Origin of the sequence: Haemophilus sputorum HK 2154 (assembly GCF_000287615.1) — a bacterium.
Taxonomy (GTDB): domain Bacteria; phylum Pseudomonadota; class Gammaproteobacteria; order Enterobacterales; family Pasteurellaceae; genus Haemophilus_A; species Haemophilus_A sputorum.
Genome location: NZ_ALJP01000009.1, coordinates 60,390 through 86,523 on the forward strand (window position 1 = coordinate 60,390; position 26,134 = coordinate 86,523).

20 protein-coding genes and 2 tRNA genes are annotated in these 26,134 nt (G+C 39.7%); 11 read left to right on the top strand and 11 right to left on the bottom strand.

Annotated features, from left to right (window positions below; all coding sequences use genetic code 11):
- The first annotated feature begins 15 nt into the window (after positions 1-15).
- The 4 genes from HMPREF1128_RS02820 (at position 16) to HMPREF1128_RS02835 (ending at position 4,056) form a co-directional block, all read left to right on the top strand.
- Positions 16-645: a hypothetical protein gene (locus tag HMPREF1128_RS02820; RefSeq protein WP_007525345.1), complete on the top strand. Its 630-nt coding sequence runs from the start codon at positions 16-18 to the stop codon at positions 643-645.
- Between the two features lie 302 nt (positions 646-947).
- Positions 948-2,297, top strand: a complete 1,350-nt coding sequence (gene gdhA, locus HMPREF1128_RS02825) for an NADP-specific glutamate dehydrogenase (RefSeq protein WP_007525492.1) — start codon at positions 948-950, stop codon at positions 2,295-2,297.
- 137 nt (positions 2,298-2,434) lie between these two features.
- Positions 2,435-3,451 (top strand): HTH-type transcriptional repressor PurR, encoded by a 1,017-nt coding sequence (gene purR / locus HMPREF1128_RS02830; protein ID WP_007524936.1) that lies wholly within the window; start codon positions 2,435-2,437, stop codon positions 3,449-3,451.
- Between the two features lie 2 nt (positions 3,452-3,453).
- Positions 3,454-4,056, top strand: a complete 603-nt coding sequence (locus HMPREF1128_RS02835) for a DedA family protein (protein ID WP_007525097.1) — start codon at positions 3,454-3,456, stop codon at positions 4,054-4,056.
- A gap of 46 nt (positions 4,057-4,102) precedes the next feature.
- Here HMPREF1128_RS02835 and holA read toward each other — a convergent pair whose 3' ends face one another.
- The 3 genes from holA to leuS form a co-directional block, all read right to left on the bottom strand.
- Positions 4,103-5,128: a DNA polymerase III subunit delta gene (gene holA, locus HMPREF1128_RS02840; RefSeq protein ID WP_007524355.1), complete on the bottom strand. Its 1,026-nt coding sequence runs from the start codon at positions 5,126-5,128 to the stop codon at positions 4,103-4,105.
- 35 nt (positions 5,129-5,163) lie between these two features.
- A complete protein-coding gene (locus HMPREF1128_RS02845) occupies positions 5,164-5,670 on the bottom strand; it encodes an LPS-assembly lipoprotein LptE (protein WP_007524077.1) in 507 nt (168 codons plus the stop codon).
- An 87-nt stretch (positions 5,671-5,757) separates the two neighbouring features.
- Positions 5,758-8,346: a leucine--tRNA ligase gene (gene leuS / locus HMPREF1128_RS02850; protein ID WP_007524895.1), complete on the bottom strand. Its 2,589-nt coding sequence runs from the start codon at positions 8,344-8,346 to the stop codon at positions 5,758-5,760.
- Positions 8,347-8,604: 258 nt separating this feature from the next.
- Here leuS and hemA point away from each other — a divergent pair, with 258 nt between their 5' ends.
- From hemA to purF, 5 genes are all read left to right on the top strand, one after another.
- Positions 8,605-9,915 carry a glutamyl-tRNA reductase gene (gene hemA / locus HMPREF1128_RS02855; RefSeq protein ID WP_007524644.1) on the top strand — a complete coding sequence of 437 codons (1,311 nt, stop codon included), beginning with the start codon at positions 8,605-8,607 and terminating at the stop codon, positions 9,913-9,915.
- A 239-nt stretch (positions 9,916-10,154) separates the two neighbouring features.
- Positions 10,155-12,161: a bifunctional tRNA (5-methylaminomethyl-2-thiouridine)(34)-methyltransferase MnmD/FAD-dependent 5-carboxymethylaminomethyl-2-thiouridine(34) oxidoreductase MnmC gene (gene mnmC, locus HMPREF1128_RS02860; protein WP_007525192.1), complete on the top strand. Its 2,007-nt coding sequence runs from the start codon at positions 10,155-10,157 to the stop codon at positions 12,159-12,161.
- 8 nt (positions 12,162-12,169) lie between these two features.
- On the top strand, positions 12,170-12,637 hold the full coding sequence (rnhA, locus tag HMPREF1128_RS02865) for a ribonuclease HI (protein ID WP_007524807.1): 468 nt from the start codon (positions 12,170-12,172) through the stop codon (positions 12,635-12,637).
- Positions 12,638-12,763: 126 nt separating this feature from the next.
- Positions 12,764-13,270, top strand: a complete 507-nt coding sequence (locus HMPREF1128_RS02870; RefSeq protein WP_007525477.1) for a CvpA family protein — start codon at positions 12,764-12,766, stop codon at positions 13,268-13,270.
- A gap of 13 nt (positions 13,271-13,283) precedes the next feature.
- The gene (gene purF / locus HMPREF1128_RS02875) at positions 13,284-14,807 is read left to right on the top strand and encodes an amidophosphoribosyltransferase (protein ID WP_007525228.1); all 1,524 of its coding nucleotides are present in this window, start codon (positions 13,284-13,286) and stop codon (positions 14,805-14,807) included.
- A gap of 139 nt (positions 14,808-14,946) precedes the next feature.
- Here purF and HMPREF1128_RS02880 read toward each other — a convergent pair whose 3' ends face one another.
- From HMPREF1128_RS02880 to HMPREF1128_RS02890, 3 genes are all read right to left on the bottom strand, one after another.
- A complete protein-coding gene (locus HMPREF1128_RS02880) occupies positions 14,947-15,978 on the bottom strand; it encodes an ATP-binding cassette domain-containing protein (RefSeq protein ID WP_007525141.1) in 1,032 nt (343 codons plus the stop codon).
- An 8-nt stretch (positions 15,979-15,986) separates the two neighbouring features.
- Positions 15,987-17,996 (bottom strand): ABC transporter permease, encoded by a 2,010-nt coding sequence (locus tag HMPREF1128_RS02885; protein ID WP_035530219.1) that lies wholly within the window; start codon positions 17,994-17,996, stop codon positions 15,987-15,989.
- A gap of 81 nt (positions 17,997-18,077) precedes the next feature.
- Positions 18,078-19,124, bottom strand: coding sequence for an ABC transporter substrate-binding protein (locus HMPREF1128_RS02890; protein ID WP_007525190.1), 1,047 nt, complete (start codon positions 19,122-19,124; stop codon positions 18,078-18,080).
- 199 nt (positions 19,125-19,323) lie between these two features.
- Here HMPREF1128_RS02890 and HMPREF1128_RS02895 point away from each other — a divergent pair.
- Together HMPREF1128_RS02895 and HMPREF1128_RS02900 are read left to right on the top strand one after the other, a co-directional pair.
- Positions 19,324-19,399 (top strand) — tRNA-Gly (locus HMPREF1128_RS02895).
- Positions 19,400-19,422: 23 nt separating this feature from the next.
- Positions 19,423-19,496 (top strand) — tRNA-Cys (locus HMPREF1128_RS02900).
- Between the two features lie 74 nt (positions 19,497-19,570).
- Here HMPREF1128_RS02900 and HMPREF1128_RS10440 read toward each other — a convergent pair.
- From HMPREF1128_RS10440 to sucA, 5 genes are all read right to left on the bottom strand, one after another.
- Positions 19,571-19,699: a transposase-like zinc-binding domain-containing protein gene (locus HMPREF1128_RS10440; RefSeq protein WP_424320154.1), complete on the bottom strand. Its 129-nt coding sequence runs from the start codon at positions 19,697-19,699 to the stop codon at positions 19,571-19,573.
- 105 nt (positions 19,700-19,804) lie between these two features.
- Positions 19,805-20,674: a succinate--CoA ligase subunit alpha gene (gene sucD / locus HMPREF1128_RS02905; protein ID WP_007524543.1), complete on the bottom strand. Its 870-nt coding sequence runs from the start codon at positions 20,672-20,674 to the stop codon at positions 19,805-19,807.
- Positions 20,675-21,841, bottom strand: coding sequence for an ADP-forming succinate--CoA ligase subunit beta (gene sucC / locus HMPREF1128_RS02910; protein ID WP_007524364.1), 1,167 nt, complete (start codon positions 21,839-21,841; stop codon positions 20,675-20,677).
- Positions 21,842-21,949: 108 nt separating this feature from the next.
- Positions 21,950-23,176, bottom strand: coding sequence for a 2-oxoglutarate dehydrogenase complex dihydrolipoyllysine-residue succinyltransferase (gene odhB / locus HMPREF1128_RS02915; protein WP_007524073.1), 1,227 nt, complete (start codon positions 23,174-23,176; stop codon positions 21,950-21,952).
- Positions 23,177-23,245: 69 nt separating this feature from the next.
- Positions 23,246-26,059: a 2-oxoglutarate dehydrogenase E1 component gene (gene sucA, locus HMPREF1128_RS02920; protein WP_007525267.1), complete on the bottom strand. Its 2,814-nt coding sequence runs from the start codon at positions 26,057-26,059 to the stop codon at positions 23,246-23,248.
- Positions 26,060-26,134: the final 75 nt, after the last annotated feature.

The window sequence follows — 26,134 nt, forward strand, 5'->3', positions numbered from 1 at the left end:
ACTTAGGAGTTTAGTATGAAAAAAATTATTCTATCTAGCCTATTCGCGATAAGCGTATTGTCGCTTTCAGCTTGTCAAAGTCAAGCGGCTTATGTAGAAAGGCCAATGCCAACTGAGAAATTGGTGAATAATCAACTTCCAGATATACCAGAGGCTTTATTAAAGCCTATTTCCATTTCTAATATGAAATCCCCAACAGGTAAAGATGATTTCACAAAATTCTTCAAGTGGATGTCTGATACGAATAGTACTTTTATGCCGAATTTCGAAGAGCAGCTTTTATCAAGCTGTGAAAAATTTTGTGGTGATTTTGATAAGAAGAATATCAAAATGGTGATTGAGGACTATAAACAAAATGTTTGGAATCAATCGGAAAAAGAAGTTAAACAATTAACGGAATTAAAAGCCAAAGTGAAGGATAAAGAGGTAAAAGCAATTATCCAATATCTAATTGATGTATATCATTTCTCTATGGATAGCTGGGCAAAAATGGCAAATACTTATATTAAGCCAGAAAAAGCTTCAGCCGATGAATTCCGTTTATTTAAAGAAAAAAATATTGAATTTGAACGGAAAGCCCAACCTATTAAAAATATCTTCCTTAATGCAATTTCAAAATTTATGAAAAAGTATGAAGAAAAGTAGTTGTTGAAGAAACACTTTTAATTACCCATCAGGCCTATAAGCTTGATGGGTTTTTGTTATAAATTTTTCTAATCCATAAAAACTTCTAATAGAGTGCTAAGTGATTAAAAGCGTGATTTTTGTCACAAAAAAATGATAAATTCGCTCTAGTTGAGTAAAAAATAGGCATTTAAACTTAATTTTTCTAATTTATTGCATTATTTTTTGTAATTATACTTTTCAAGTAAAAAAAGTATTGATAAACTCAAAACCACTTTAAAACACAACATTCTTTTAAAATTATAACTAAACAGGAGCCAACCATGAGCGATTTACACGCATTAGATTCATTGTTCCAAAAAATTAAACAACGCGATCCAAATCAAGCACCATTCCACCAAGCGGTTGAAGAAGTGTTTATTTCTCTAGCGCCATTTTTAGCTAAAAATCCACAATATACTAAACATGGTATTTTAGAGCGCTTAGTTGAACCGGAACGAGTGATTACTTTCCGTGTAACTTGGGTTGATGATAATGGTAACGTACAAGTTAACCGTGGCTACCGTGTCCAAATGAACTCAGCAATTGGCCCTTATAAAGGTGGGATTCGTTTCCATCCGACGGTCGATTTAGGCGTATTAAAATTCTTAGCTTTTGAGCAAGTATTCAAGAATGCATTAACAACATTGCCAATGGGTGGTGGTAAAGGTGGTTCAGACTTTGATCCAAAAGGCAAATCAGACGCTGAAGTAATGCGTTTCTGCCAAGCATTCATGACCGAACTTTCTCGCCATATTGGTGCAGATACTGATGTTCCTGCGGGTGATATTGGTGTAGGTGGTCGTGAAATCGGTTATATGTATGGTCAGTATAAAAAATTACGTAATGAATTTACTTCTGTACTAACAGGTAAAAGTTTAACTTGGGGCGGTAGCTTAATTCGACCTGAAGCGACCGGTTATGGTGCGGTTTATTTTGCTGATGCAATGCTATCAACCCGTGGGCAAGGTTTTGAAGGCAAACGTGTAGTCATTTCTGGTTCAGGTAATGTAGCGCAATATGCGGCTGAAAAAGCTATCCAAAAAGGGGCAAAAGTCTTAACTGTTTCAGATTCAAATGGCTATGTCTTATTCTCTGATGCAGGCATGACCGAATCTCAACTAGCTGCTTTATTAGTCTTGAAAAATGAACGTCGTGAACGTTTATCTGTGTATGCCAAAGAGCAAGGATTACAATACTTTGAAGGTCAAAAACCTTGGGGTGTAAAATGTGATATTGCATTGCCTTGTGCAACACAAAATGAATTAGATGGCAATGATGCAAAAGAATTGGTTAAAAATGGTTGCATCTGTGTAGCAGAAGGTGCGAATATGCCAACAACTTTAGACGGTGTTGAAGTATTCTTAGCGGCAAAAATTCTTTATGCGCCAGGTAAAGCGGCAAATGCTGGTGGTGTAGCAACTTCAGGTTTAGAAATGAGCCAAAATGCAATGCGTTTATCTTGGACTCGTGAAGAAGTTGATCAACGTTTATTCGGTATTATGAGCGCAATTCATGAAAACTGCGTTGAAAATGGTCGCGAAGCCGATGGTTTTGTGAACTACGTAAATGGTGCAAACATTGCGGGCTTCAAAAAAGTGGCAACAGCAATGTTAGAACAAGGTGTATTATAATTTATTTGTTCAAGCAATTTGAGAAACCCTCCTCGGAGGGTTTTATTTTTTTGTGTAAAAAAATTCTAATTGTTCACGCTCTTGTTTAAAATCGTTATAATAAAACGTTACTATTTTAGAATAAAAGTGAGTTTTTTATGGCGACGATTAAAGATGTTGCAAAACATGCTGGCGTGTCAACCACGACAGTTTCTCATGTTATTAATAAAACCCGATTTGTAGCAGAAGATACAACTAAAGCGGTATGGGATGCTGTGAAAGCATTAAACTATTCGCCTAGTGCAGTTGCGCGTAGCTTAAAAGTGAATACGACTAAATCTATCGGGATGATTATTACAACCAGTGAATCGCCATATTTTGCTGAAGTGGTGCTCGCAGTTGAAGAGCAGTGTTATCGACAAGGTTATTCTCTCTTTTTATGTAATACACAAAATGAGCCGGAGAAAATCCAAAATCACTTAGATATGCTAATTAAAAAACGCGTAGATGGTATTTTAGTTATGTGTTCAGAATATACTGAAAAATCTTTAGCGTTATTTAATGGAACTAATGTGCCTATGGTAGTAATGGACTGGGGCGTACACGATGGTAAAAGCGATCGTATTTTAGATAATAGTGTTGAAGGTGGTTATTTAGCTACGCGTCATTTGATTGAAAAAGGACATAAAGCCATTGGTGTTATTGCTGGATCTTTAGAAAAAACAATCTCTAAATTGCGTTTAGAGGGATTTACTAAAGCTATGGAAGAGGCTAATTTACCTATCAATCAAGATTGGATTTTTGATGGTGACTTTGAACCAGAAGATGGTTTTGAATGTATGAATAATATGTTCCGCCAAAAAGAATTGCCAACTGCTATTTTCTGTTTTAGTGATGTTCAGGCTTTAGGCGCAATTTCATCTATTACTGAAAAGGGGCTATCTGTGCCAAGTGATATTTCTATCATAGGTTATGATAATATTCATAGCTCTCGCTTTTACGCGCCACCGCTAACCACGATTCATCAATCAAAATCTCGTTTAGGTAGAGCTGCCTTAGATTTATTGTTAGAACGTATTCAAAATAGCGAAAAAGCAAGTGAGCCACATACATTAGAATTCCACCCGGAATTGGTTGTGCGTCACTCAGTAAAAGATCTTAATCAACAAGGATAGACATGGAATTTTTAATTGAATTTTTTAGTAGTTATGGTTATTGGGCGGTATTTTTAGTTTTATTAGCCTGTGGTTTTGGTGTACCGATTCCCGAAGATGTTACTTTAGTTTCTGGTGGTGTAATTTCTGGACTGGGTTATACCAATGTTCATTGGATGCTTGTTGTGAGTATGCTTGGCGTATTGGTAGGTGATAGCACTATGTACTGGTTAGGGCGTATTTACGGTGAGAAAATTAGACAATTCCCGCTAATTCGTAATATTGTGACTGAAAGCCGTTATGTGGCAGTGCAAGAGCGTTTTGAAAAACAAGGTAATCGCCTATTATTTTTAGCGCGTTTCTTACCAGGATTAAGAGCGGTTGTTTATTTAGTTTCAGGCATTACTCGTCGCGTAAGCTATACGCAATTTATTGCAGTTGATTTCTGTGCAGCAATTATCTCTGTTCCGATTTGGGTTTATTTAGGCGATTATGGTGCGAAAAATTTAGAATGGTTAGAGCATCAAGTGAAAAATGGACAACATATTATTTTTAGTATATTAGGCGTTTTAGCGCTCTATTTCGGCTGGAAATGGTATCGAAATCGTAAAAATAAATCAGCTTAAAACCAAATTTAATATGAAAGAAAACCTAGCCAAATGGCTAGGTTTTCTATTTAAATAAAGCTGAGAATTGGGCTAATCCTATCCAAACTTGTTCATCGAAGGTTTGTTTGACTTGGCGTTCTAATTCAGCAAGTTTTTGAATAAGTTGATATAGTTGTTGATAGGTTAGGCGTTGGCACGCTTGTTGATAAGCCATTCTCCGATTTTGCCAAATTTTCAAGCGGTCGAATTCTGCACGTAAATTACCAATATAAAGCGGTGTTTGACTATGTAAAACAGGTGCTGGTGAGCGAGTCAGTTCTAGTAGAATCATTAGTTCTTTTTGAATAATACGTAGTAACATAACTGGCTGAACATCTTCATTTTTTAAATGCGCCAGAATACGTTCTGCACGGGCAATTTTCCCATTTAATAACGCATCTACCCATTGAAATGGGTTAAATTGTGCGGATTGCTCAACAATTTCTTTTGCTCGATTGAGCGTGATTTTCCCATCAGTAAAATGTAATTGAAGTAATTGTAATGCTTGTTTGAGTGCTAATAAATTCCCTTCATAGCTATAACAGAGCAATTGAACAGCCTCTAGTTCAATTTGAAGTGATAAGGTCTTTGCACGCATACCTACCCAAGCAGGTAGTTTACTGATTTCGGGCGTTTGGCAGTTTACTTGAATGGCTTGCGCATCAATCTGATGTAGCCAATTTTGCTTTTCAAGTGCTTTTGTCCATTTTGGTAGGCAAAAAATCAATAATAAATCTGAATGGCTGAGCTGACAGAGTGTTTCTAGCTGTTTAGCCTGTTGGGTTGTGATGTTGTCAGGCAGATTAAGAATAATAATCTGGCGATTGAAAAATAAACCCATAGATTGTGCACTTTCCAAAAGCGTGTCCCAAGGCGTTTCTTGATTCACGGTAAATTCCGTTTTTTCATCAAAACCTTGTTCTCTAGCTGCTTGGATAATTTGCACTTTCGCTTCATCTAACAAAAGTAAATCGGTTCCTGTCAGTAAATAATAGGGTGATAGGACTTTGTTGAGCTGTAAAGTGAGTGCTTCAGGAAAGATTCTTTGCATAGTGATAAGAAAATCCCCCAAAATGGGGGATTGGGTTATTTTGCCTGATGAAGTTCTTGATGTAAGCCCGTCATTTTAATAATTAACTGACGTGCAGCTTGTTCATACATATCTTTCATAATCATCTCTTGTTCTGCAGATTTTGCTAATGCAGCACGAGAGTCATCAAAGAAAGTACGGTGTACCGAAACTTCTAGCGGGTAAGCACCTTTGTTTGGAACATCTACAACAGCTTGTACATTTAATGTTAATAATTTTTCTGCCTCGCGAGCCTGTTTAAATACAGACACCACTTTGCTACCACTTGAAGCATTAACTAAACGTAATTTAGCAACATGGTCTTGGCTAGAAACTAATTTTACGTCGTTAAGCTGTAATTGATTACGCAGAACGCGAGACATATCACTGTGTTGATCGGCACTTTCAAATGTTAGTGTGCGCAATTCAGTTGGTAACATTTCATTATTCTTAAAATGCCATCCACAAGCGGTCAGAAAAACCGTTGCCCCAACTAAGCAGATCGTTTTGATTGATTTCATCATAAAAATTACCTGTAAAATTCACCGCACTTTATTTTGTTTAAGAGTCCTTTATGCAACGCTTAGAATAAAATGCGGTTATTTTATGGATTATTGCGGTTTAACCACCACATTTAACAATTTACCTGGTACATAAATCACTTTCACGATTTGTGTATTGTCAGTAAATTTCTTCACATTTTCATCTGCAAATGCAACAGTTTTCACGGTTTCTTCATCCGCATCAGCTGCAACAGTCACTTTGCCACGAACTTTACCGTTGACTTGTACCACGATAAGTTTTTCGTCTTCTACCATCGCAGCTTCGTCAGCTTTCACCCATTCTGCATGGTCGATATTGCTTTCGTTACCTAAAGCTTTCCATAATTCAAAGCAGATATGTGGTGTGATAGGGTAAAGCATACGTACTACAGCGCTTAATGCTTCTGCCATAACCGCACGATCTTGTTCGCTTTCTAATGGTGCACGGGTTAATTTGTTCATTAACTCCATCACTGCCGCGATAGCGGTATTGAAGGTTTGACGGCGACCAATATCATCGCTCACTTTCGCGATCGTTTTATGCACATCACGGCGAAGCGCTTTTTGGTCTGCAGAAAGTGCGGTCACATCTAAAGCGGTTTTTGCAGGATTTTGGCTGTATTCATACACTAAATTCCATACACGGCCTAAGAAACGTTTCGCACCTTCTACGCCGGATTCTTGCCATTCAAGCGTCATTTCTGCAGGAGACGCGAACATCATAAATAGACGCACAGTATCTGCACCGTATTTTTCCACCATCTCTTGTGGGTCGATACCGTTGTTTTTGGATTTCGACATTTTGGTCATACCGGTATGCACCAATTCACGGCCTTCCGGATCGGTTGCTTTGATAATACGACCTTTTTCATCACGCTCAAGGGTCACTTGCGTTGGGCTCACCCAAATACGCTCGTTAGTCGGACTGGTGTAGTAGAACGCATCCGCTAATACCATGCCTTGGCATAATAATTTTTGTGCCGGCTCATCGCTCGTTACGAAACCTGCATCACGCAATAATTTGTGGAAGAAACGGAAGTAGAGCAAGTGCATTGTCGCGTGCTCGATACCGCCGATATATTGATCCACCGGTAACCAGTAATTCGCTTCCTCTTTATCCAACATGCCTTCCGCATAGCTTGGTGAGGTGTAGCGCGCGTAGTACCAAGATGATTCCATAAAGGTATCAAAGGTATCGGTTTCTTTTAATGCAGGTTCACCGTTGAAGGTGGTTTTTGCCCAGTTTGGATCCGCTTTAATTGGGCTTTTCACGCCATCCATGACCACATCTTCCGGCAGAATAATCGGTAAATCTTCGATTGGTGCTGGCACAGTTTCACCGTTTGGTAAGGTGAGCATTGGAATTGGTGCCCCCCAATAACGCTGACGAGAAACGCCCCAGTCACGCAAACGATAGTTAACTTGGCGTTTACCCACGCCTAATTTTTCTAATTTGTCCGCAATACCGTTGAATGCAGCATCAAAATCCAAACCATCAAACTCAGCAGAGTTCACTAATTTACCGTGTTCAACGAAAGCTTGTTTGGTTAAATCAATTTCTTCATCTGCAAGCGGTGCGATTACCTGTTTAATTGGCAAATTGTATTTTTGAGCAAATTCAAAGTCGCGTTGGTCGTGTGCTGGAACCGCCATTACTGCGCCAGTACCGTAGTGCATTAACACAAAGTTCGCGACCCAAATTGGTAATTTTTCACCGGTTAATGGATGAATAGCGAATAAGCCCGTTGCCATCCCTTTTTTCTCCATAGTGGCAAGGTCTGCTTCGGCCACTTTGGCATTTTTCGCTTCACGGATAAATTCAGCCAATTGAGGATTTTTTTCTGCCGCTAATTCTGCTAATGGGTGCGCTGCCGCGATACCTAAATAGCTCACACCATAGAAAGTATCTGGGCGGGTGGTATAAACCGCAACTTTTTCTGCGGTATCTGCCACATCAAATGTAATTTCCACCCCTTCAGAACGACCAATCCAGTTACGTTGCATGGTTTTTACCATATCCGGCCATTGTGGCAGTTGGTCTAATCCACCTAGTAATTGTTCTGCATAGTCAGTGATTTTAATAAACCATTGTGGGATTTCTTTTTGTTCGACCGGAGTGTCACAACGCCAGCAGCAACCTTCGTGCACCTGTTCGTTAGCCAATACGGTTTCATCGTTTGGACACCAGTTTACAGTTGAGGTTTTTTTATAAACTAAGCCTTTTTTATAAAGCTCGGTGAAGAACCATTGTTCCCATTTGTAGTATTCTGGACGGCAAGTCGCAATTTCGCGATCCCAGTCATAACCAAAGCCCAACATTTTGAGCTGGTTTTTCATGTATTCGATATTTTCGTAAGTCCATTTTGCGGGTGCAGTTTTATTTTTAATTGCAGCACCTTCAGCCGGCAAACCAAATGCATCCCAACCAATTGGCTGTAATACATTTTTGCCGTTCATACGTTGATAACGAGAAACCACATCACCGATGGTGTAGTTACGCACGTGACCCATGTGTAAACGGCCTGATGGGTAAGGGAACATTGAAAGACAGTAATATTTTTCTTTAGACGTATCTTTGATCGCTTTGAAGACTTTATTTTCAGCCCAATATTGTTGAACAGCGGGTTCAATCTGGCTTGGGTTATATTGTTGTTGCATAAATGTTAACCTTGTTTGTTCGCAAAAATGATGAGAATCATACCGCAAAATCGCGCTTTTTTGAATGGTAAGCGGTCGGATTTTCCGAAAAGTTTGCAAATTTGCATGATTCATCAGCTAAAGCTGAAAAATGAGCTTTTCTCTATCCCTATTTCTAGGTGGTTTATTGTGATAAATCAAAGCAGCTCTTACAATTATTTGCGTGCTTATAGCTGATTAGCTAGAATAGAAGTCTATTTTTACTGGAATGACGATAACATGACCATATTAGCACTTGGCATTAACCATAAAACCGCATCTGTTGATGTGCGGGGAAAAGTGGCGTTTGATGATATCAAACGCCAACTTGCGTTTATGCAAATTCAAGAAAGAGCGTTGGCAGAAAGTGTGGTGATCTTATCGACCTGCAACCGTACAGAGCTTTATTTCCATCAGCCAAATATTACGCCTCAAGAAGATCATATTGATAACCAAAGCTGGCGAGAGCAGTGTTTAAAATGGTTCGCGGAAATTCACCAAATCAGTGAAAGTGAATTACGTGAATGCATTTATTTTAAACAGAATTTAGAAGCTGCTCGTCATTTAATGAGTGTAGCTTGTGGATTGGATTCTTTAATTTTAGGTGAACCCCAAATCCTTGGACAAGTAAAACAGGCTTATCAATTTAGTGAAGCTTTTTATGCTTCTCAACACCAAAGCATTTCAACTAAATTATCTCGTTTATTCCAACGGACATTCTCCACGGCAAAGCGTGTCCGTTCAGAAACAGAAATTGGTGCGAGTGCGGTGTCTGTAGCTTATGCAGCCTGTGGGTTAGCTCGCCAAATTTTTGATCGTTTTGATAAATTACGTTTTTTATTAGTTGGTGCAGGTGAAACTATTGAGCTTGTTGCGCGCTATTTAATTCAACATGGCGCAAAAAATATTATGGTGGCCAACCGTACTCATGTTCGTGCTGAAATGTTGGCAGAAAAACTTGAAACGCCAATGCAAATCCTTTCACTAAGTGCCATGCAGTTAGGATTAAATCAAGCTGATGTGGTTATTAGCTCAACGGGTAGCCCAGATGTGTTGATTAGTAAAGAAATGGTCGAAATTGCCCAAAAGCAGCGCCAATATGATCCTTTATTGCTGATTGATATTGCGGTCCCTCGTGATATTGATGAAAACGCGGGTGAATTAGATTCAGTATATGCTTATAGCGTGGACGATCTGCAAAATATTATCCAACGCAACTTAGCCCAACGTGAGTTAGCAGCAAAACAAGCGGCAGATATTGTAGATGAAGAGTGTAAAGCATTTTTTGTTTGGTTGAAGCAACAACAATCAAGCGATTTAATTAAGCGTTATCGCCAAGATGCAGAACAACTTCGTCAGCAATTATTAGCAAAAGCTATCCAAGCGCTACAACAAGGGCAAGATAGTGAAAAAGTATTGCATGAATTAAGTTATAAACTGACAAACAGCTTATTACATACGCCAACACAAGCGTTACAAAGTATGGCAAAAGCAGGGAATTCAAAAGGATTGCAAAGTTTTTCTCAAGCTTTAAAAATTGAGGCAGAATAATTTATTTCAGCTATGCTGGAAAACTTGGTTTGCTCAATAATTTTGAGTATAATCAAGGCGTATTTTTTTAAATTGACAAAGAGGTTCTTATGGGTACTTTAGGTTATACCATTTTAACAGTGGCTTTTTCATTAGGTATGATCGTTTTATTCGCATCACTCATTTTCTAATAAAAAGCTTCGGTAGATGGCACAAGCAGAAACTTGTGCCTTTTCTTTTTTATAACCCTAATTTCTTTTATGCAAAAGCTTACTTTCGCCACATTAGATTTTAATGCTCAAAATACACCGGTTTCGACCGTTTTTGACGATATTTATTTTTCAAGCCAAGATGGTTTGGCAGAAAGCTATTATGTTTTTCAAGAAGGCAACCAACTTTGGGAACGCTGGTTAGCTTGCCAGCAAGCGGCTTTTGTTATTGCGGAAACTGGATTTGGCACTAGTTTAAATTTTCTTGCCGTTGCAGAGAAATTTCAACAATTTCGCCAAGCGTATCCAAATAATCCTTTAAAGCGTTTATATTTCATCTCTTTTGAAAAATTTCCGCTTACTTCGGTGCAATTAGCTCAAATACATCAATCTTATCCGCAATTTTCAGTGCTTTCAGAAAAGTTGGTTGACGTTTGGCGTCCACGCCAAACTGGTTGCCAGCGCTATCATTTTAATGAAGTTTATTTAGATCTCTGGTTTGGTGAGTTGGCAGAAAATCTACCGCAATTAGGTGATTTCTATCAAGGCGAAATTGATGCATGGTTTTTAGATGGTTTTTCGCCTGATAAAAATCCAGAAATGTGGCAAGAAAATCTTTACCAGCAAATGTTTCGATTAAGTCGAAATGGCGGAACCTTTGCAACCTTTACTGCAGCAAGTAAGGTAAGAAAAGGATTAGTCGCGGCAGGATTTGACGTATTCAAACGTAAAGGATTCGGTAAAAAAAGAGAAATGCTGTGGGGGCAGAAACCATTAACGGCAGAACACCAAGCGCCGAGTTATCCATATTTCTATACAGAAATAACGCAAAATAGCGATGATATTGCTTTAGTTGGTGGTGGTGTGGCGAGTTTATTTTTGGCGCTTTCTTTATTAGAACGAGGGAAAAAAGTCACACTATATTGTAAGGATCCTGACGTTGCAATGAATGCATCAGGGAATTTACAAGGCGCTATTTATCCACAGCTAAGTGATGATGATGAACGCAATGTGCGTTTTTATATTCATAGTTTTGATTATGCATTGCAGCGCTTAAAACAGCTTTCACCGAAAATTCAATTTGAACAGGGCTTAACTGGCGTTGCGTTAATGGCGTATAACGAGAAAACCGCGCTGAAATTAGCGAAAATAGCCAAACAAATTGATGATTCGAATTTATTTGAACTTTGCACAGCAAAAACCTTAAGTGAAAGAATCGGTTTACCAGTACAAGATGGTGGGGCATTTATTGCTGAGGGGGGCTGGCTTTCACCACATCAATTAGTTAAAAATGGTTTCGATTATTTGATTCGTCAAGGACTAAAAATTGTCTTTAATCACGAAGTTAAATCCCCTATTTTCCGTGATGGTCAGTGGCATTGGCAGTGGCAAAACCAAGATTATGCGCATGATATTTTGGTGCTAACAAATGGCAATGGTCTGATGGCATTTGAACAAAGTAAAGGTATTCCGCTTTACCCGGTTCGTGGGCAAGTTAGTCAGATTCCAACAACGCCAGATTTACAAAAACTACAGTGTGTGGTTTGTTATGATGGTTATTTAACGCCAGTTTCAGCAGAGAATATGCATTGTTTAGGTGCTAGCCATGTGCGTAATAATGATGAACGCCATTTTTCATTGAGCGAACATCACGAGAATTTAGCAAAATTACAGCAAAATATGACCGCTTGCGATTGGACGAAAAATATTGATTTATCCGCAAATTGGGCGAAACAAGGTGTTCGTGCAGCATTGCGTGATCGATTACCGATTGTGGGGGCAGTGCCGGATTATGTGGCACAAAAACAGCAATATGCGAACCTGTACAATGCACTTCGTCGCAAACAAGCGGTTGAAAATGCTAAAAATTTTACTAATCTGTATCTCATTAACGGGCTGGGATCGCGCGGCTTAACTACCGCTCCACTATTAGCGGAAATGTTAGCTGGGTTAATTTGTCGAGAGCCGATTCCGATGGGGGACGATATTTGGCGGATGTTATCACCTAATCGTGCTTGGATGAGAAAATTATTAAAAGGCAGTAAATTAGATGAGTAAGAGGGCAAATGAAGCAGGTTGAAATTTTTACTGATGGGTCTTGTTTAGGCAACCCAGGGCCGGGAGGTATTGGGATTTTGCTGCGCTATCAGGGACATGAAAAAACACTCAGCCAAGGGTATTTTCAAACGACCAATAATCGAATGGAACTTCGGGCGGTCATTATTGCCTTACAACGGCTAAAAGAATCTTGCCATGTTCAGTTACATTCTGATAGCCAATATATGAAAAATGGCATCACACAATGGATTTTTAGCTGGAAGCAGAAAGGGTGGAAAACGGCAAATGGTAAGTCTGTCAAAAACCAAGATTTATGGCAACAGCTTGATAGTGAAATTCGACGCCATCAAATTGAATGGTGTTGGGTAAAAGGGCACGCTGGGCATCGTGAAAACGAAATTTGCGATGAATTAGCAAAAGCAGGTGCAAATGCACCGACACAAGCAGATGAGGGTTACCAAGTAGAGGCTGATTAAAGTATATTGGTAAAATTTTAGTAAAATCAGACCGCTTGTTAAATTATTGTATTTTTATGGTGTTTGCTCTACGCAAACGTTTTCTTTTTTTGTAGAATAGGGGCTGTTTTGCCCATAGAGGTTTTTATGGTTGATATTATTATCATCGGAATTATTGCATTTTCTATCTTAGTGAGCCTATGGCGTGGTTTCGTTAGCGAAGCACTTTCACTAGGTGGCTGGATTATTGCATTTTGGATAGCAAGTAGCTTCTATCCTTATCTTAGCAGCTATTTAGCACAGATTAATTCCGTGTATTTGCAAAATTCTGAATTTTTACGTAATGGCGTAGCTGCGGCAATTTTATTTATTATCACCTTAATTGTTTGCGGCATTATTAGTGGTTTATTGCAAAAAATGGTGGATATGACAGGCGTACTTTCGACTACAGACCGAATTTTAGGCGGTGCTTTTGGCGTATTGCGTGGCGTATTGATTGTTGCAGCGCTTTTATTCTTTGCAGATACCTTCACTTCTATCAACCAAAACGAATTATGGACGGAATCAAAATTGATTCCTCACTTTGATTTTATTGTGAAATGGTTTTTTGAACAGCTACAAGCCAATTCGAGTTTCTTAAAAACGACTAACTAAGAGGTAATTTATTATGTGCGGCATTGTTGGTATTATCGGGCATTCGCCTGTTAATCAGGCTCTTTATGATGGGTTAACACTACTTCAACATCGGGGGCAAGATGCCGCAGGTATCGTTACCATTGACGCTGGAAACTGTTTTCGTTTACGAAAATCAAATGGCTTGGTAAGTGAAGTATTCAGACAAGAACATATGCTTAGACTGCAAGGTAATGCAGGTATTGGGCATGTGCGCTATCCCACAGCAGGCTCTTCTAGTGCATCAGAAGCACAACCATTCTATGTAAATTCACCATTCGGTTTAACGTTAGTGCATAATGGGAATTTAACTAACAGCGCTGAACTTAAAGAGCATCTTTTTAAAGAAGCTCGCCGCCATGTTAATACCAATTCTGATTCTGAAGCTTTACTCAACATTTTTGCACACTATCTTGATCAATATCCTACCAACCACCTTACTCCTGAAAATATTTTCGAAACGGTTCGTCAAACGAATAAAACAATTAAAGGCGCTTATGCCTGTATTGCGATGGTCATTGGCCATGGAATGATTGCATTTCGTGATCCATTTGGAATTCGACCATTAGTGTTAGGCAAACGTGAAGTAGATGGCAAAGTGGAATATATGTTTGCCTCTGAAAGTGTCGCGTTAGATATTGTAGGTTTTGAGTTTGTGCGTGATGTGCAACCTGGTGAGGCGATCTACATTACCTTTGATGGTGAATTATATTCTGCTAGTTGTGCAGAAGATCCGAAACTAAATCCGTGTATTTTCGAATTTGTGTATTTTGCCCGTCCAGACTCGGTTATTGATGGCGTTTCTGTCTATGCATCACGTGTGCATATGGGAGAAATGTTGGGTGAAAAAATCAAAAAAGAGTGGGGGCGCATGATTGATGAAATTGATGTTGTTATCCCAATTCCTGAAACTTCAAACGACATTGCTGTGCGCATTGCAAATGTATTATATAAGCCATATCGCCAAGGTTTTGTAAAAAACCGCTATGTTGCAAGAACCTTTATTATGCCAGGGCAAGAGCAGCGTAAGAGCTCCGTACGCCGTAAACTCAACCCAATTTCGGCTGAATTTAAAGGCAAAAATGTTTTATTAGTTGATGATTCTATTGTTCGTGGAACAACGTCGGAGCAAATCGTCGAAATGGCAAGAGCGGCAGGCGCGAAAAAAGTGTATTTTGCCTCAGCAGCTCCAGAAATTCGTTATCCTAATGTTTATGGCATTGATATGCCAACTAGTGAAGAATTAGTTGCTTATAAACGTAATGTAGATGAAATTGCTCAAATGATTGGCGTTGATAAACTAATTTTCCAAGATTTATCTGCATTGATTAAATCTGTTCAATTAGAAAATCCAGCGATTAAGCAGTTCGATGCTTCTGTCTTTACCGGCGAATATATTACGGGTGATATTGATGAAACTTATTTGAGTGCAATTGCCTCAGCGAGAAATGACAACGCTAAAGCAAAATTAGCTGCACAATCAGCTAATCTAGAAATGCATAATATTAGTTCTAACTAATTATTGTATTAGCCTTAAATAACAACGCCCGTATCAATCTTGAGCGGGTGTTTTGTCCTATATGCCACCAAAATTTAACCGCTTGTTATGCCAAATAATTGGTTACAAGCGGTTATTTTTTATGAAACTTTTACTCATTCTACGCAGGGAGTAAAAACAGCCCTTTCGGTGCAAAAGCCATTTCATAATGGGTAATTTCGCGCTCAAAACTAGCAGAAGAGACCTTCGCTAATAAGGGCGAACCTTGCCAATCCAAATGCAGTTCCAAATAAGCGCCCATATAATCGGCTTTGAGCACTTTGGCTGCGGTATTTGAATCTGGTTTTGCAGGAGATAATCGAATGGCTTCTGGGCGAATGCCTAATCGGCAATCACCATCAGCTAATGTACTTTCTAACCTAATTGTTTGTGAACCCACCGTTATTTTATCGCCCTTTTTCTTGGCTGGAACAAAGCTAGCCTCACCCATAAATTGGGCGATAAATTGATTTTTTGGTGCTTGATAAAGCTGCTCTGGGCTGCCTTGTTGAACAATCTGCCCTTTATCCATCACCACAATTTGATCTGAAACGGCAAAAGCCTCACTTTGGTCATGTGTGACATATACCGCAGTGATATTTAATCGTTGTTGTAATGCGCGAATTTTCTCACGCATAACTTGACGCAAATTGCTATCTAAATTAGAAAGTGGCTCGTCAAACAATAAAATTTTCGGTTTCAATACCAAAGCTCTGGCTAGCGCCACACGCTGTTGTTGCCCACCCGAAATCTGATCGATAAAGCGATCTTCAAAGCCTGCAAGCTCAACTAATGCTAAAGCCTCTTTTACTCGCTCAAGTCGCTCTGTTTTCTTTACACCAGCCATTTTCAAGCTAAATCCTACATTCTCACCAATCGTTAAATGTGGGAAAAGCGCATAAGATTGAAACACGATGCCAATATCTCGATACTGCGGGGCAAGTTGTCCAATTTCGTTATTTTCTAACAAAATCTGACCGCTTGTTGCAAGCTCAAGGCCTGCAATTAGGCGTAAAATCGTTGTTTTACCACAGCCAGAGGGGCCTAGAATTGTCACCATTTTGCCTTTTTCGATGCTGAGATTAAAATCGGTCACAATTTTATTTTGCCCAAATTGCTTGGAAATCTTTTTCAATTCAAGAAATGCGCTCATATTCCTCCTTATCGCACACTATCTGCGCGCATTCTTGGCGCCAGTAATAAGTTAAAAATTAAGATAATACTCATCATCGTCACAATTAAGGTTGCCCCATAAGCGATAGCTAAACCGTAATCCCCATCTTCGACACGATTTAAAATATAAGAGGTTGCGACTCGGGTTGTTGGCGTCACTAAGAAAATAATCGCACTAATGGTTGTCATTGAGCGCACAAAACTGCTGACTAATGCCGACAACAACGCGGGTTTTAATAATGGAAATACAACATAAACCAACGTTTTCCAACCATTTGCTTTAAGCGTGAATGCCGCTTCTTCTAACGATTTATCAATTTGATTTAATGCTGCAATTGCAGAACGCATCCCAACGGGCATATTGCGAGTCACCATTGAAAGCACAATAATCGCACTCGTGCCCGTTAAATAAATTGGCGATTGATTAAATGCTAATAAATACGAAACACCAGCCACAGTGCCAGGAACCGCAAAACATAATAGCGTTAAAAAAGCTAAACTCTCACGCCCTTTAAATGTTTTACGGGTAGTTAAATAAGCTAATAATAAACCAACTAATGCTGTGATTGGCGCGGCACAAAGTGCATATAACACAGTTTGAATCAAAGAAGGGAAACCGCCAAAATCAATGCCTTGTCCGAATAATTTTTGGTAATTTTCAAAGGTAAAACTATGATTTACTCCCCAGTTCACGGTAAAACTGCCAAAGAAAATTGAGCCATAAAGCACTAAATTAAATAATGCCCAGCAACTTAATGCCACAATCACGAGATATTTTATGCCCAGTGGTAGCGCTTGACGATTCGCATGGCTCATTTTGCCAGATTGCGTAACATAAGATTGCTTACCAAGCCAATAATGCTGGACAAAAAAGATGGCCAGTGAAACCAGCAACAAAAGACTACCCAAAGTTGCCGCAATCGCATAATCAGGATTTGCGCCCACCATATAAAAATAAATTTGGCTGGCAAGAACATCAAAATCCCCACCCAATACAAATGGCGTACTAAAATCAGCTAATGATTGAATAAACGTAATCAAAAAAGCGTTCGCTAGTGCAGGTTTCAGGAGTGACAATAATACATAAAAGAAAATTTGGTTACGTGAAGCGTGTAAAGTATATCCAGCCTCTTCTAGCGTTGCCGGAATCGCTTTTAGTGCGCCTTCAATAATCATGAAAGCCATTGGTGTTAATGCCAAAGTATGAGAAATTGCAATACCATTAAAGCCATAAAGCCAATTTTTACTCATACCGAGATAATTAACTAAAAACTCTGTCACATACCCTGCGCGACCAAACAACATTGCAATACCCAGTCCAACCACAAAAGGTGGAGTTACAATAGGCAACATCGAAAAGGTCTTACTAATAAAGCGAGTTCGCTTACCAATTCGCGTGGTGTAAAGGGCGAATAGCAGTCCGAAGAAAGTAGAAAGCAGCCCAACCGCACCTGAAACTGACAGTGAATTTAAAATTACTCGCCCCATTTGTGGCTGGGAAAATACACTTAAGCTATGGGAAAGATTGAATTGCCCTTCGCTATAAAACAGTGTGCTAAAAAGTATCCCCGTAGGATAGACAATAAATAGCCCGATAATAATTAACATGCCAATAAAGGCAGCAATAATAAAACGGTCACCTTGCATAAACTGGAGCTTAGCCAGGTTTTCAACCAGAAGTGCGGTTAGGGTAATAAAAAGTACAATGCTAGAATAGCCTAAACTAAATTGAGTCAGTTTAGCTGAAATCAACACAAACAGTGTAATGGCTATCAGAAAGATAACGTTCCACTTTGGGCGTTGTAATTTAGCAAGAATTGGCAACAGCCAAGGCAAGGCAAACCAGAACCAACTAAGATTATATTGCGCATAGCCCATCGCCGCATGAACTTCATCTACGGTAGATTCGGCCAAACCATAATATAGCGCTCGACTCGGCAAAACAAAAAAGGCAAGTAGCGACAGCCCAAGCCATAAATAAGAAGAAATACGCAACATAAAGAGAAAACAAGCGGTTAATTTTGTGTAACTTTTTGCAAAGTGTAACAAAGAATTAACCGCTTGCGACATTTCATTAGATTATTTTGTTAATTTATTAGCAAGTTTGACATCATTTAACCATTTATCAATCAAACGCTTGCCTTCTTCGCTCGAACCAAATTTATCAAAATCAAATTCGATTAAATCTAATTTTTTCGGCTCTGGCGATTTCTCTGAGGCTTGCGCATCTACGGTGACTGGAATTTGGTAAAGTTTGTGATCACGCCATGGCATTTCTTGAATTTCTTTAGATAGCACAAAATCTGCAAATAATTTCGCGTTTTCTAAATTACGTGCATTTTTGATAATGCTTGTTCCACCTAATGCATAACCCACTTTGCCTTCTGGAATCACATATTCAATCGGTGCCCCTTTTTCTTTTTCCGTAGTATAAGCATGAATAAAACCAATACTTTCTGTAATTTCACCACGTGTTAAATTCGTGGTGACTAAATTACTTTTTGGATATTGCGAAATGTTTTGATCTAATTTCTTCAAATATTCAAAGGCTTTTTCCTCTCCCATTAAAGAGATAAAGGTTGCCATTGCTGTAAAGGTTGTGCCTGATGAACGAGGATCTGGCAGCTGAATTTCACCACTAAGTTTTGGGTCAAGTAAATCATCCCATGTTTTCGGCATTGGTAAGCCTAATTTTGCAAGTTTCTCCGTATTTACGCCAATTCCCAACACTAACATATATGTAGCAGAGGTATATTCCCCTTTCGATGAACTCATTAAATTTTTAAATTGAGGCAGAATATTAGCCTGATTTTTCGGACGATATGCCTCAAGTAAACCTAACTCTCCTGCTTGAAAGTGAGGTTCAATCGTACCGCCATACCAAACATCAGCCTGTGGATTATCTTTTTCAGCTTTTAATTTACCTAATACAGTACCTGTACTAGCTTGAATAAAAGAGGTTTTCACATCATACTTTTGACTAAAGCGCTGCGCAACATCTTCACATGCTTGATTTTGCACAGTGCAATAAATGGTAAGTCTTCCTTCTGCCTGAGCACTTTGCGATGTAAGTGCAGCGATTGCTAAGCTGCTAGCTAATGTGATTTTTTTTAATGCGTGTTTCATGTGTTATAATCCTACATATATTAGGGGAATTGAGTTGCCAAGTGTAGCATTTAATTTCCTTATTGCAATGTATCTTGCTAATAAAAGTTCGGCATAATGCAGAATTTTTCGGCATATAAAATTATTTTTAAAATTTCTGTTTGACAGCACTCTTAAAATCCGTAAAATACGCAGCATCTCTTCTAGAGAACCTCCAAACGCGGGAATAGCTCAGTTGGTAGAGCACGACCTTGCCAAGGTCGGGGTCGCGAGTTCGAGCCTCGTTTCCCGCTCCATTTTCTTCATCGTTCAAATCTTAGGCGTGTTAGCAAAGCGGTTATGCACTGGATTGCAAATCCATGTAGCTCGGTTCGACTCCGGGACACGCCTCCATTATCTATTTTTTAATACTTAATTTAATATATCTCGGCATATAGGACAAAACCAACGGAACAATCTAACCAAATTTAGTTAGGATTTAATTTAGATTTAAACGTAAATGTTTTATTGCAATGGAAACATTTATAGCGTTGAAGATTATTTTGTCTGACATGCTTCTGAATAGAAGAGTGTAAGCAAAAAGGACAGTTTTTTATTCATATTTCAAAAAGTGTGCTTAAAGCCTTGTACTATAAGGCTTTAAGCACCTTTTTACCAACTATTTTGTCCTATATGGCTAAAAATTTACAAAATACTGAAGGTTAGCCAAGTAAGCTTTTAAGCGCTTGGCCGATATCGGCTAGGCTTCTTACCGTTTTCACGCCTGCGACTTCTAAGGCTGCAAATTTTTCATCGGCTGTGCCTTTTCCACCACTGATAATTGCGCCTGCGTGCCCCATTCGTTTACCTTTTGGTGCAGTCACACCAGCAATGTAGCTCACAACAGGTTTCGTTACATTTGTTTTAATGAACGCTGCCGCTTCTTCTTCTGCAGTGCCACCAATTTCACCAATCATGACAATCGCTTCTGTTTCAGGATCTTCTTGGAAGAGTTTAAGAATATCAATAAAGTTAGAACCTGGAATTGGGTCACCACCGATGCCTACGCAAGTTGATTGCCCAAAACCTTCATCGGTAGTTTGTTTTACCGCTTCATAAGTAAGCGTACCTGAACGGGAAACAATGCCGACTTTACCTTTTTTATGAATGCTGCCTGGCATAATGCCGATTTTGCATTCACCTGGTGTAATGACGCCTGGGCAGTTAGGCCCAATCATACGCACGCCAGTTTCTTTTAATTTTTGTTTTACTAGCACCATATCCAAGGTTGGAATGCCTTCGGTAATACAAACAATTAATTGAATACCAGCATCAATCGCTTCTAAAATGGCATCTTTACAAAAAGCAGCTGGTACATAGATAACCGTTGCTGTTGCGCCAGTGGCTTCTACGGCTTCACGCACGGTGTTAAATACAGGTAAGCCTAAATGTATTGTGCCACCTTTATTAGGAGAGACACCACCTACTAATTGGGTACCATAAGCTAAGGCTTGTTCACTATGGAATGTTCCTTGTCCACCAGTAAAACCTTGGCAGATTACTTTTGTATTTTTATCAATTAAAATCGCCATTTAATTTTCCTCCGCTGCACGAACAGAAAGTGTTGCTGCTTCTGTTAAACTTTTTGCTGGAATAATGCTTAATCCACTTTTGGCAAGAATTTCACGCCCTTGCTCTGCGTTAGTGCCTTCAAGTCGAACAATGACTGGCACATGCACGCCCACTTCATTGAAGGCTGCAATAATACCATCGGCAATTAAGTCACAACGCACAATACCGCCGAAAATGTTAACTAACACGGCTTTCACTTTGCTATCCGAAAGAATTAGTTTAAATGCTTGGGCAACACGCTCTTTCGTTGCGCCACCACCAACATCTAAGAAGTTAGCAGGTTGACCGCCATGTAATTTCACAATATCCATAGTGCCCATTGCAAGCCCTGCACCGTTTACCATACAGCCAATATTGCCGTCTAATGCAACATAGTTAAGCTCCCATTCAGCCGCTTCTGCTTCTCGTGGGTCTTCTTGTTTTGGATCTTGCATCGCTTTTAGCGCAGGTTGGCGATAAAGAGCGTTATTATCCACAATCATTTTGCCATCTAAGCAAATCAACTTATTATCAGGGGTAAGAATTAACGGGTTGATTTCAAGTAGAGCTAAATCTTTCTCAACAAAGAGTTTAGCAAGTTTCACGAAAAGATCAGCAAATTGATGAACCGCTTTTTCTTTTAACCCTAATTTGAAGGCTAACTCTCTGCCTTGATAGGGTTGTCCGCCTACAAGCGGGTCGATTTCGGTTTTAAAAAGCAAATGTGGTGTTTGAGCTGCGACTTCTTCAATGTTCATTCCACCCGCAGAAGAAGCAATAAACACGATTTTTTGTGCACTGCGGTCAATCACGGCACTTAAATAAAGTTCTTGTGCAATTTGACAGGTTTCTTCAATGTAAATGTAATCAACAGGCTGGCCTTGCGCATCGGTTTGGAAAGTCACTAAACGTTGACCTAACCAAAGATCGGCAAAGCGACGAGCTTCTTCTTCATTGTGAACTAATTTCACACCACCGGCTTTTCCTCGACCACCACCATGAATCTGACATTTGGCTGCCCATGATTCACCGTTTAGGCGTTTTAAAGCACTGGCAACTTCATCGGCAGATTGGCATACAATACCTTGGCTAATTGGAAGTTGATATTCCGCTAAAATCTGTTTGGCTTGGTATTCATGTAGATTCATACCTTCTCCTTTTACTAAATAAGTCGAGACTAAATTTTTGTGAAAATTTGCAAATGCCAGTATAAAAATGACCGCTTGTTTATTTCAAACGGCCATTAGTAAAAAGGCTTAAATTTCAAGTAATAAGCGTGTTGGATCTTCTAATAAATCACGTACAGCAACTAAGAAGCCGACAGACTCACGACCATCAATTAAACGGTGATCGTAAGAAAGCGCTAAATACATCATTGGGCGAATTACCACCTGACCATCTACAGCAACAGGACGCTCTTTAATCGCATGCATGCCTAAAATGGCGCTTTGCGGTGGGTTGATAATTGGCGTAGACATCAATGAACCAAAAACACCACCATTGGTAATCGTGAAGTTACCACCAGTTAAATCTTCTACGGTGAGTTTGCCGTCACGCCCTTTTTCAGCTAACACTTTGATGGTTTTTTCAATATCTGCCATCGAAAGTTTGTCGCAGTTGCGTACTACTGGAGTAACTAAACCGCGTGGGGTAGAAACAGCAATACTGATGTCGAAATAGTTGTGATAAACCACATCGTCGCCATCAATAGACGCGTTAACTTCAGGATAGCGTTTTAATGCTTCCACCACAGCTTTAATGTAGAACGACATAAAGCCTAATCGCACACCATGTTGTTTTTCGAATTTATCGCCATAAGTTTTGCGTAAATCCATAATCGGTTTCATATCCACTTCATTAAAGGTGGTAAGCATTGCAGTACTGTTTTTCGCTTCTAATAAACGTTCTGCGATACGTTTACGTAAACGGGTCATCGGCACGCGTTTTTCACTACGTGCAGAGTAAGCAACGGTGCTGATTGTATTGGATTCGCTTGCTTCAGTTCTTGCAGTTTGTGCTTGTTGTTTAGCAATATAAGCATTGATATCTTCGCGCGTTAAACGACCGCCCACGCCAGTGCCTTGTACTTTGTGTGCTTCAATCCCGTGTTCAGCTAATAAACGGCGAATGGCTGGGCCTTGAGAATCTGCATCAGAATGGTCGTTTTCAATCGCAGAAGTGTGGCGATCGCTCGGGGTTGGTTCTACATCAGGTTTTGCAGAAGTTTCAATAATATCGCCCGCTTGTTGTGTAGAAATTTTACCTAAAACTTGTTGTGAAATAACGGTTGCGCCAGTTTCTTGTAAAATTTCAGCTAATACACCATCAACCGGTGCCGGCACTTCTAATACCACTTTATCCGTTTCAATTTCCACTAAAACTTCATCGCGCTTAATGCGGTCCCCAGCTTTTTTATGCCAAGTTGCGACAGTCGCATCAGCTACAGATTCAGGTAATACGGGAGTAAGAATTTCAATAGTCATTTTGTTCTTCCTTTTTTATGGATAACCGAAGAAAGAATTTGCTTCGGTTATCATCAATCGTTTATGCGATTATAAACTTAATGCTTTTTCAATGATTTCACGTTGTTGCTGATTATGTAATGAAACATAACCCACCGCTGGTGATGCTGATGCAGGGCGGCTGACTAAAGTCAATGAAGCGCCTTTTGGAATAGAAGCTTCAAAGTTATGTTTACTACAATACCACGCCCCTTGGTTTAATGGTTCTTCTTGGCACCAAACGAAATCTGTAACATGCGCATAAGGTTCAAGCACTTTTGCCATATCGGTATAAGGGAATGGATAAAGTTGTTCGATACGAATAATCGCAATGTCGGTTTGATTATTTTTACGGCGCTCTTCAAGTAAGTCGTAATAGACTTTACCTGAACAAAGAATAACGCGTTTCACTGCTTTAGGGTTAATTTCATCAATTTCGCCAATCACATTTTGGAATGTACCATCGGTCAGTTCTTCTAAACGCGAAACAGCTAATGGATGGCGTAATAATGATTTTGGAGAAATCGCAACTAATGGACGACGCATTTTGCGTAATGCTTGGCGACGTAACATATGGTAAACCTGTGCAGGTGTACTCGGGATACATACCTGAATATTTTGTTCAGCACAAAGTTGTAGGTAACGTTCAAGACGAGCAGAGGAGTGCTCAGGGCCTTGTCCTTCATAGCCGTGTGGTAATAACATGACTAAGCCACACATTCTGCCCCATTTTTGTTCGCCCGAGCTAATAAATTGGTCAATCACAATTTGTGCACCGTTAGCAAAGTCACCAAATTGAGCTTCCCAAATAGTTAAGGTTTTCGGATCGGTGGTTGCAAAACCATATTCAAATGCAAGCACGGCTTCTTCAGAGAGTACGGAATCCCATACTTGGAAGCGACCTTGGTTAGCATGTAAATGGGTTAATGGTACAAAGCCTGTGCCATCGTTTTGGTTATGGACTACAGCATGGCGGTGGAAGAATGTACCACGGCCAGCATCTTCGCCTGAAATACGTACATGAGTGCCTTCATCTAATAAGGTTGCGTACGCCATGGTTTCAGCCATACCCCAATCGAGCAATTTTTTACCATCAGCCATCTCTTTACGATCAGCATAGATTTTTTCAACACGAGAATGTGCTTTTACGTTTTCAGGATATTCTGAAACACGTTTTGCTAAAGTGGTAAAGCGATCTACAGGGAATTTGTTTTCATATTCCGCAGTCCAGTCGTAGTTAAGGTATTGCAACCAATCTACCGCAGCCATATCCATTTCACGCCATTCAGGCACAACGCATTCGCCTTTATCTAAGGCATCGCGGTAGTTATTCATCATCTCGGTGGCTTCATCTTGATTTAAGACACCTTCTGCGGTTAAGCGATCTGCATAAACTTTACGTGGCGTTGGATGTTTTTTAATGATGCTATACATCATAGGTTGAGTTGCTAATGGTTCATCGGCTTCATTATGACCATGACGACGATATGAAATGAGGTCAATGAAAATATCTCGTTTGAATTTTGTACGATATTCCACCGCCATTCTTGCTGCAAATGCGACTGCTTCTGGATCATCGCCGTTAACATGAATAATCGGTGCTTGGATCATTTTCGCAATATCGGTACAGAATTCGGTTGAACGGGTGTCGTTCGGATTAGATGTCGTGAAACCAATTTGGTTATTGATCACAATACGAATCGTACCACCAACACGATAACCACGCGCGTTAGACATATTCAACGTTTCTTGTACAACACCTTGACCCGTAATAGCAGAATCTCCATGTACGGTAATTGCTAACACCTTCTCGAATTCTTTATCGCCTATGCGTTCTTGGCGAGCACGCACAGCACCAATGACCACAGGGCTTACAATTTCTAAGTGAGATGGGTTAAAGGCGAGGGTAAGGTGTACGCGTTTGTCATCAACCGCAAAATCTGAAGAGAAACCTTGGTGATATTTTACATCACCAGTACGATTATCATGTGCGTGTTTACCGGCAAATTCATCAAAGAGATTCTCAGGGCGTTTACCTAATACGTTAACCAACATATTTAAGCGACCACGGTGTGCCATTCCCATAACGATATCTTTAATGCCATTACGGCTTGCATGGCGGATAATCTCTTTCATCATTGGAATAAAGGCATCAGATCCCTCTAAAGAGAAACGTTTTGCACCAGGGAATTTCGCACCAATATAACGTTCTAAACCATCTGCAGCAGTTAACTCTTCTAATAGATTTACTTTTTCCGCTTTTGTAAATAACGGTTTGTTATTGATGGTTTCAATTTTGCTTTGTAGCCAGTTACGCTGTTCCATATCTTGAACATGCATAAATTCTAGGCCGATAGTACCTAAATAGGTTTCCTTTAACGCTTCGGCAAGTTCACCTAATTTCATGGTGTCTTTGCCATAAACATATTTCCCAACGGTCACGGTTTCATTGAGATCTTGCTCGCTAAAGCCATGGCTTTGATAGTCTAATTCCGGCACGCTAGAGGTTTTCCAACGATAATAGCCTAATGGGTCAAGATTTGCCTGCGTATAGCCACGGAAACGATAGGCGTTAATCCATTGCAATAAACGCACTTGGCGCGCACCTGCATCTGGGTCAACAACATTAATGGATTCTGGAATGTTTTCGCGGGCTAATTTTCGGAAATAATCACGAACTTGAGAGTGGGGTTGTTCAACCACTGAGGTTGTCGGGAAACTATTAAAGACGGCTTGCCATGAAGGGTCAACGGAGTGAGGATCGTCCAAATATTGTTCGTAGATTTCTTCAATATAGGACTGGTTGCTTCCCCCAAATGGAGAAGACGCTAACCAATCATCAAAGTTTTTGTATTGTTTTTGCATATGAACCTAACCTGTGTTGAGGGAGATTAGGCGCATTATACCCGAAAGCAAAAGTAAATAATGTGAGCTAAGTCA

Excerpts from the sequence above, each read along its gene's own strand:
- mnmC (WP_007525192.1), top strand. The coding sequence starts at position 10,155 with ATGCAAAAGCTTACTTTCGCCACATTAGATTTTAATGCTCAAAATACA.
- sucD (WP_007524543.1), bottom strand. The coding sequence starts at position 20,674 with ATGGCGATTTTAATTGATAAAAATACAAAAGTAATCTGCCAAGGTTTT.
- HMPREF1128_RS02890 (WP_007525190.1), bottom strand. The coding sequence starts at position 19,124 with ATGAAACACGCATTAAAAAAAATCACATTAGCTAGCAGCTTAGCAATC.
- odhB (WP_007524073.1), bottom strand. The coding sequence starts at position 23,176 with ATGACTATTGAAATTCTTACTCCCGTATTACCTGAATCTGTAGCTGAT.
- rnhA (WP_007524807.1), top strand. The coding sequence starts at position 12,170 with ATGAAGCAGGTTGAAATTTTTACTGATGGGTCTTGTTTAGGCAACCCA.
- HMPREF1128_RS02845 (WP_007524077.1), bottom strand. The coding sequence starts at position 5,670 with ATGATGAAATCAATCAAAACGATCTGCTTAGTTGGGGCAACGGTTTTT.
- gdhA (WP_007525492.1), top strand. The coding sequence starts at position 948 with ATGAGCGATTTACACGCATTAGATTCATTGTTCCAAAAAATTAAACAA.
- HMPREF1128_RS02880 (WP_007525141.1), bottom strand. The coding sequence starts at position 15,978 with ATGAGCGCATTTCTTGAATTGAAAAAGATTTCCAAGCAATTTGGGCAA.
- HMPREF1128_RS02885 (WP_035530219.1), bottom strand. The coding sequence starts at position 17,996 with ATGTTGCGTATTTCTTCTTATTTATGGCTTGGGCTGTCGCTACTTGCC.
- hemA (WP_007524644.1), top strand. The coding sequence starts at position 8,605 with ATGACCATATTAGCACTTGGCATTAACCATAAAACCGCATCTGTTGAT.
- HMPREF1128_RS02835 (WP_007525097.1), top strand. The coding sequence starts at position 3,454 with ATGGAATTTTTAATTGAATTTTTTAGTAGTTATGGTTATTGGGCGGTA.
- holA (WP_007524355.1), bottom strand. The coding sequence starts at position 5,128 with ATGCAAAGAATCTTTCCTGAAGCACTCACTTTACAGCTCAACAAAGTC.
- purR (WP_007524936.1), top strand. The coding sequence starts at position 2,435 with ATGGCGACGATTAAAGATGTTGCAAAACATGCTGGCGTGTCAACCACG.
- purF (WP_007525228.1), top strand. The coding sequence starts at position 13,284 with ATGTGCGGCATTGTTGGTATTATCGGGCATTCGCCTGTTAATCAGGCT.
- leuS (WP_007524895.1), bottom strand. The coding sequence starts at position 8,346 with ATGCAACAACAATATAACCCAAGCCAGATTGAACCCGCTGTTCAACAA.
- sucC (WP_007524364.1), bottom strand. The coding sequence starts at position 21,841 with ATGAATCTACATGAATACCAAGCCAAACAGATTTTAGCGGAATATCAA.
- sucA (WP_007525267.1), bottom strand. The coding sequence starts at position 26,059 with ATGCAAAAACAATACAAAAACTTTGATGATTGGTTAGCGTCTTCTCCA.
- HMPREF1128_RS02820 (WP_007525345.1), top strand. The coding sequence starts at position 16 with ATGAAAAAAATTATTCTATCTAGCCTATTCGCGATAAGCGTATTGTCG.
- HMPREF1128_RS02870 (WP_007525477.1), top strand. The coding sequence starts at position 12,764 with ATGGTTGATATTATTATCATCGGAATTATTGCATTTTCTATCTTAGTG.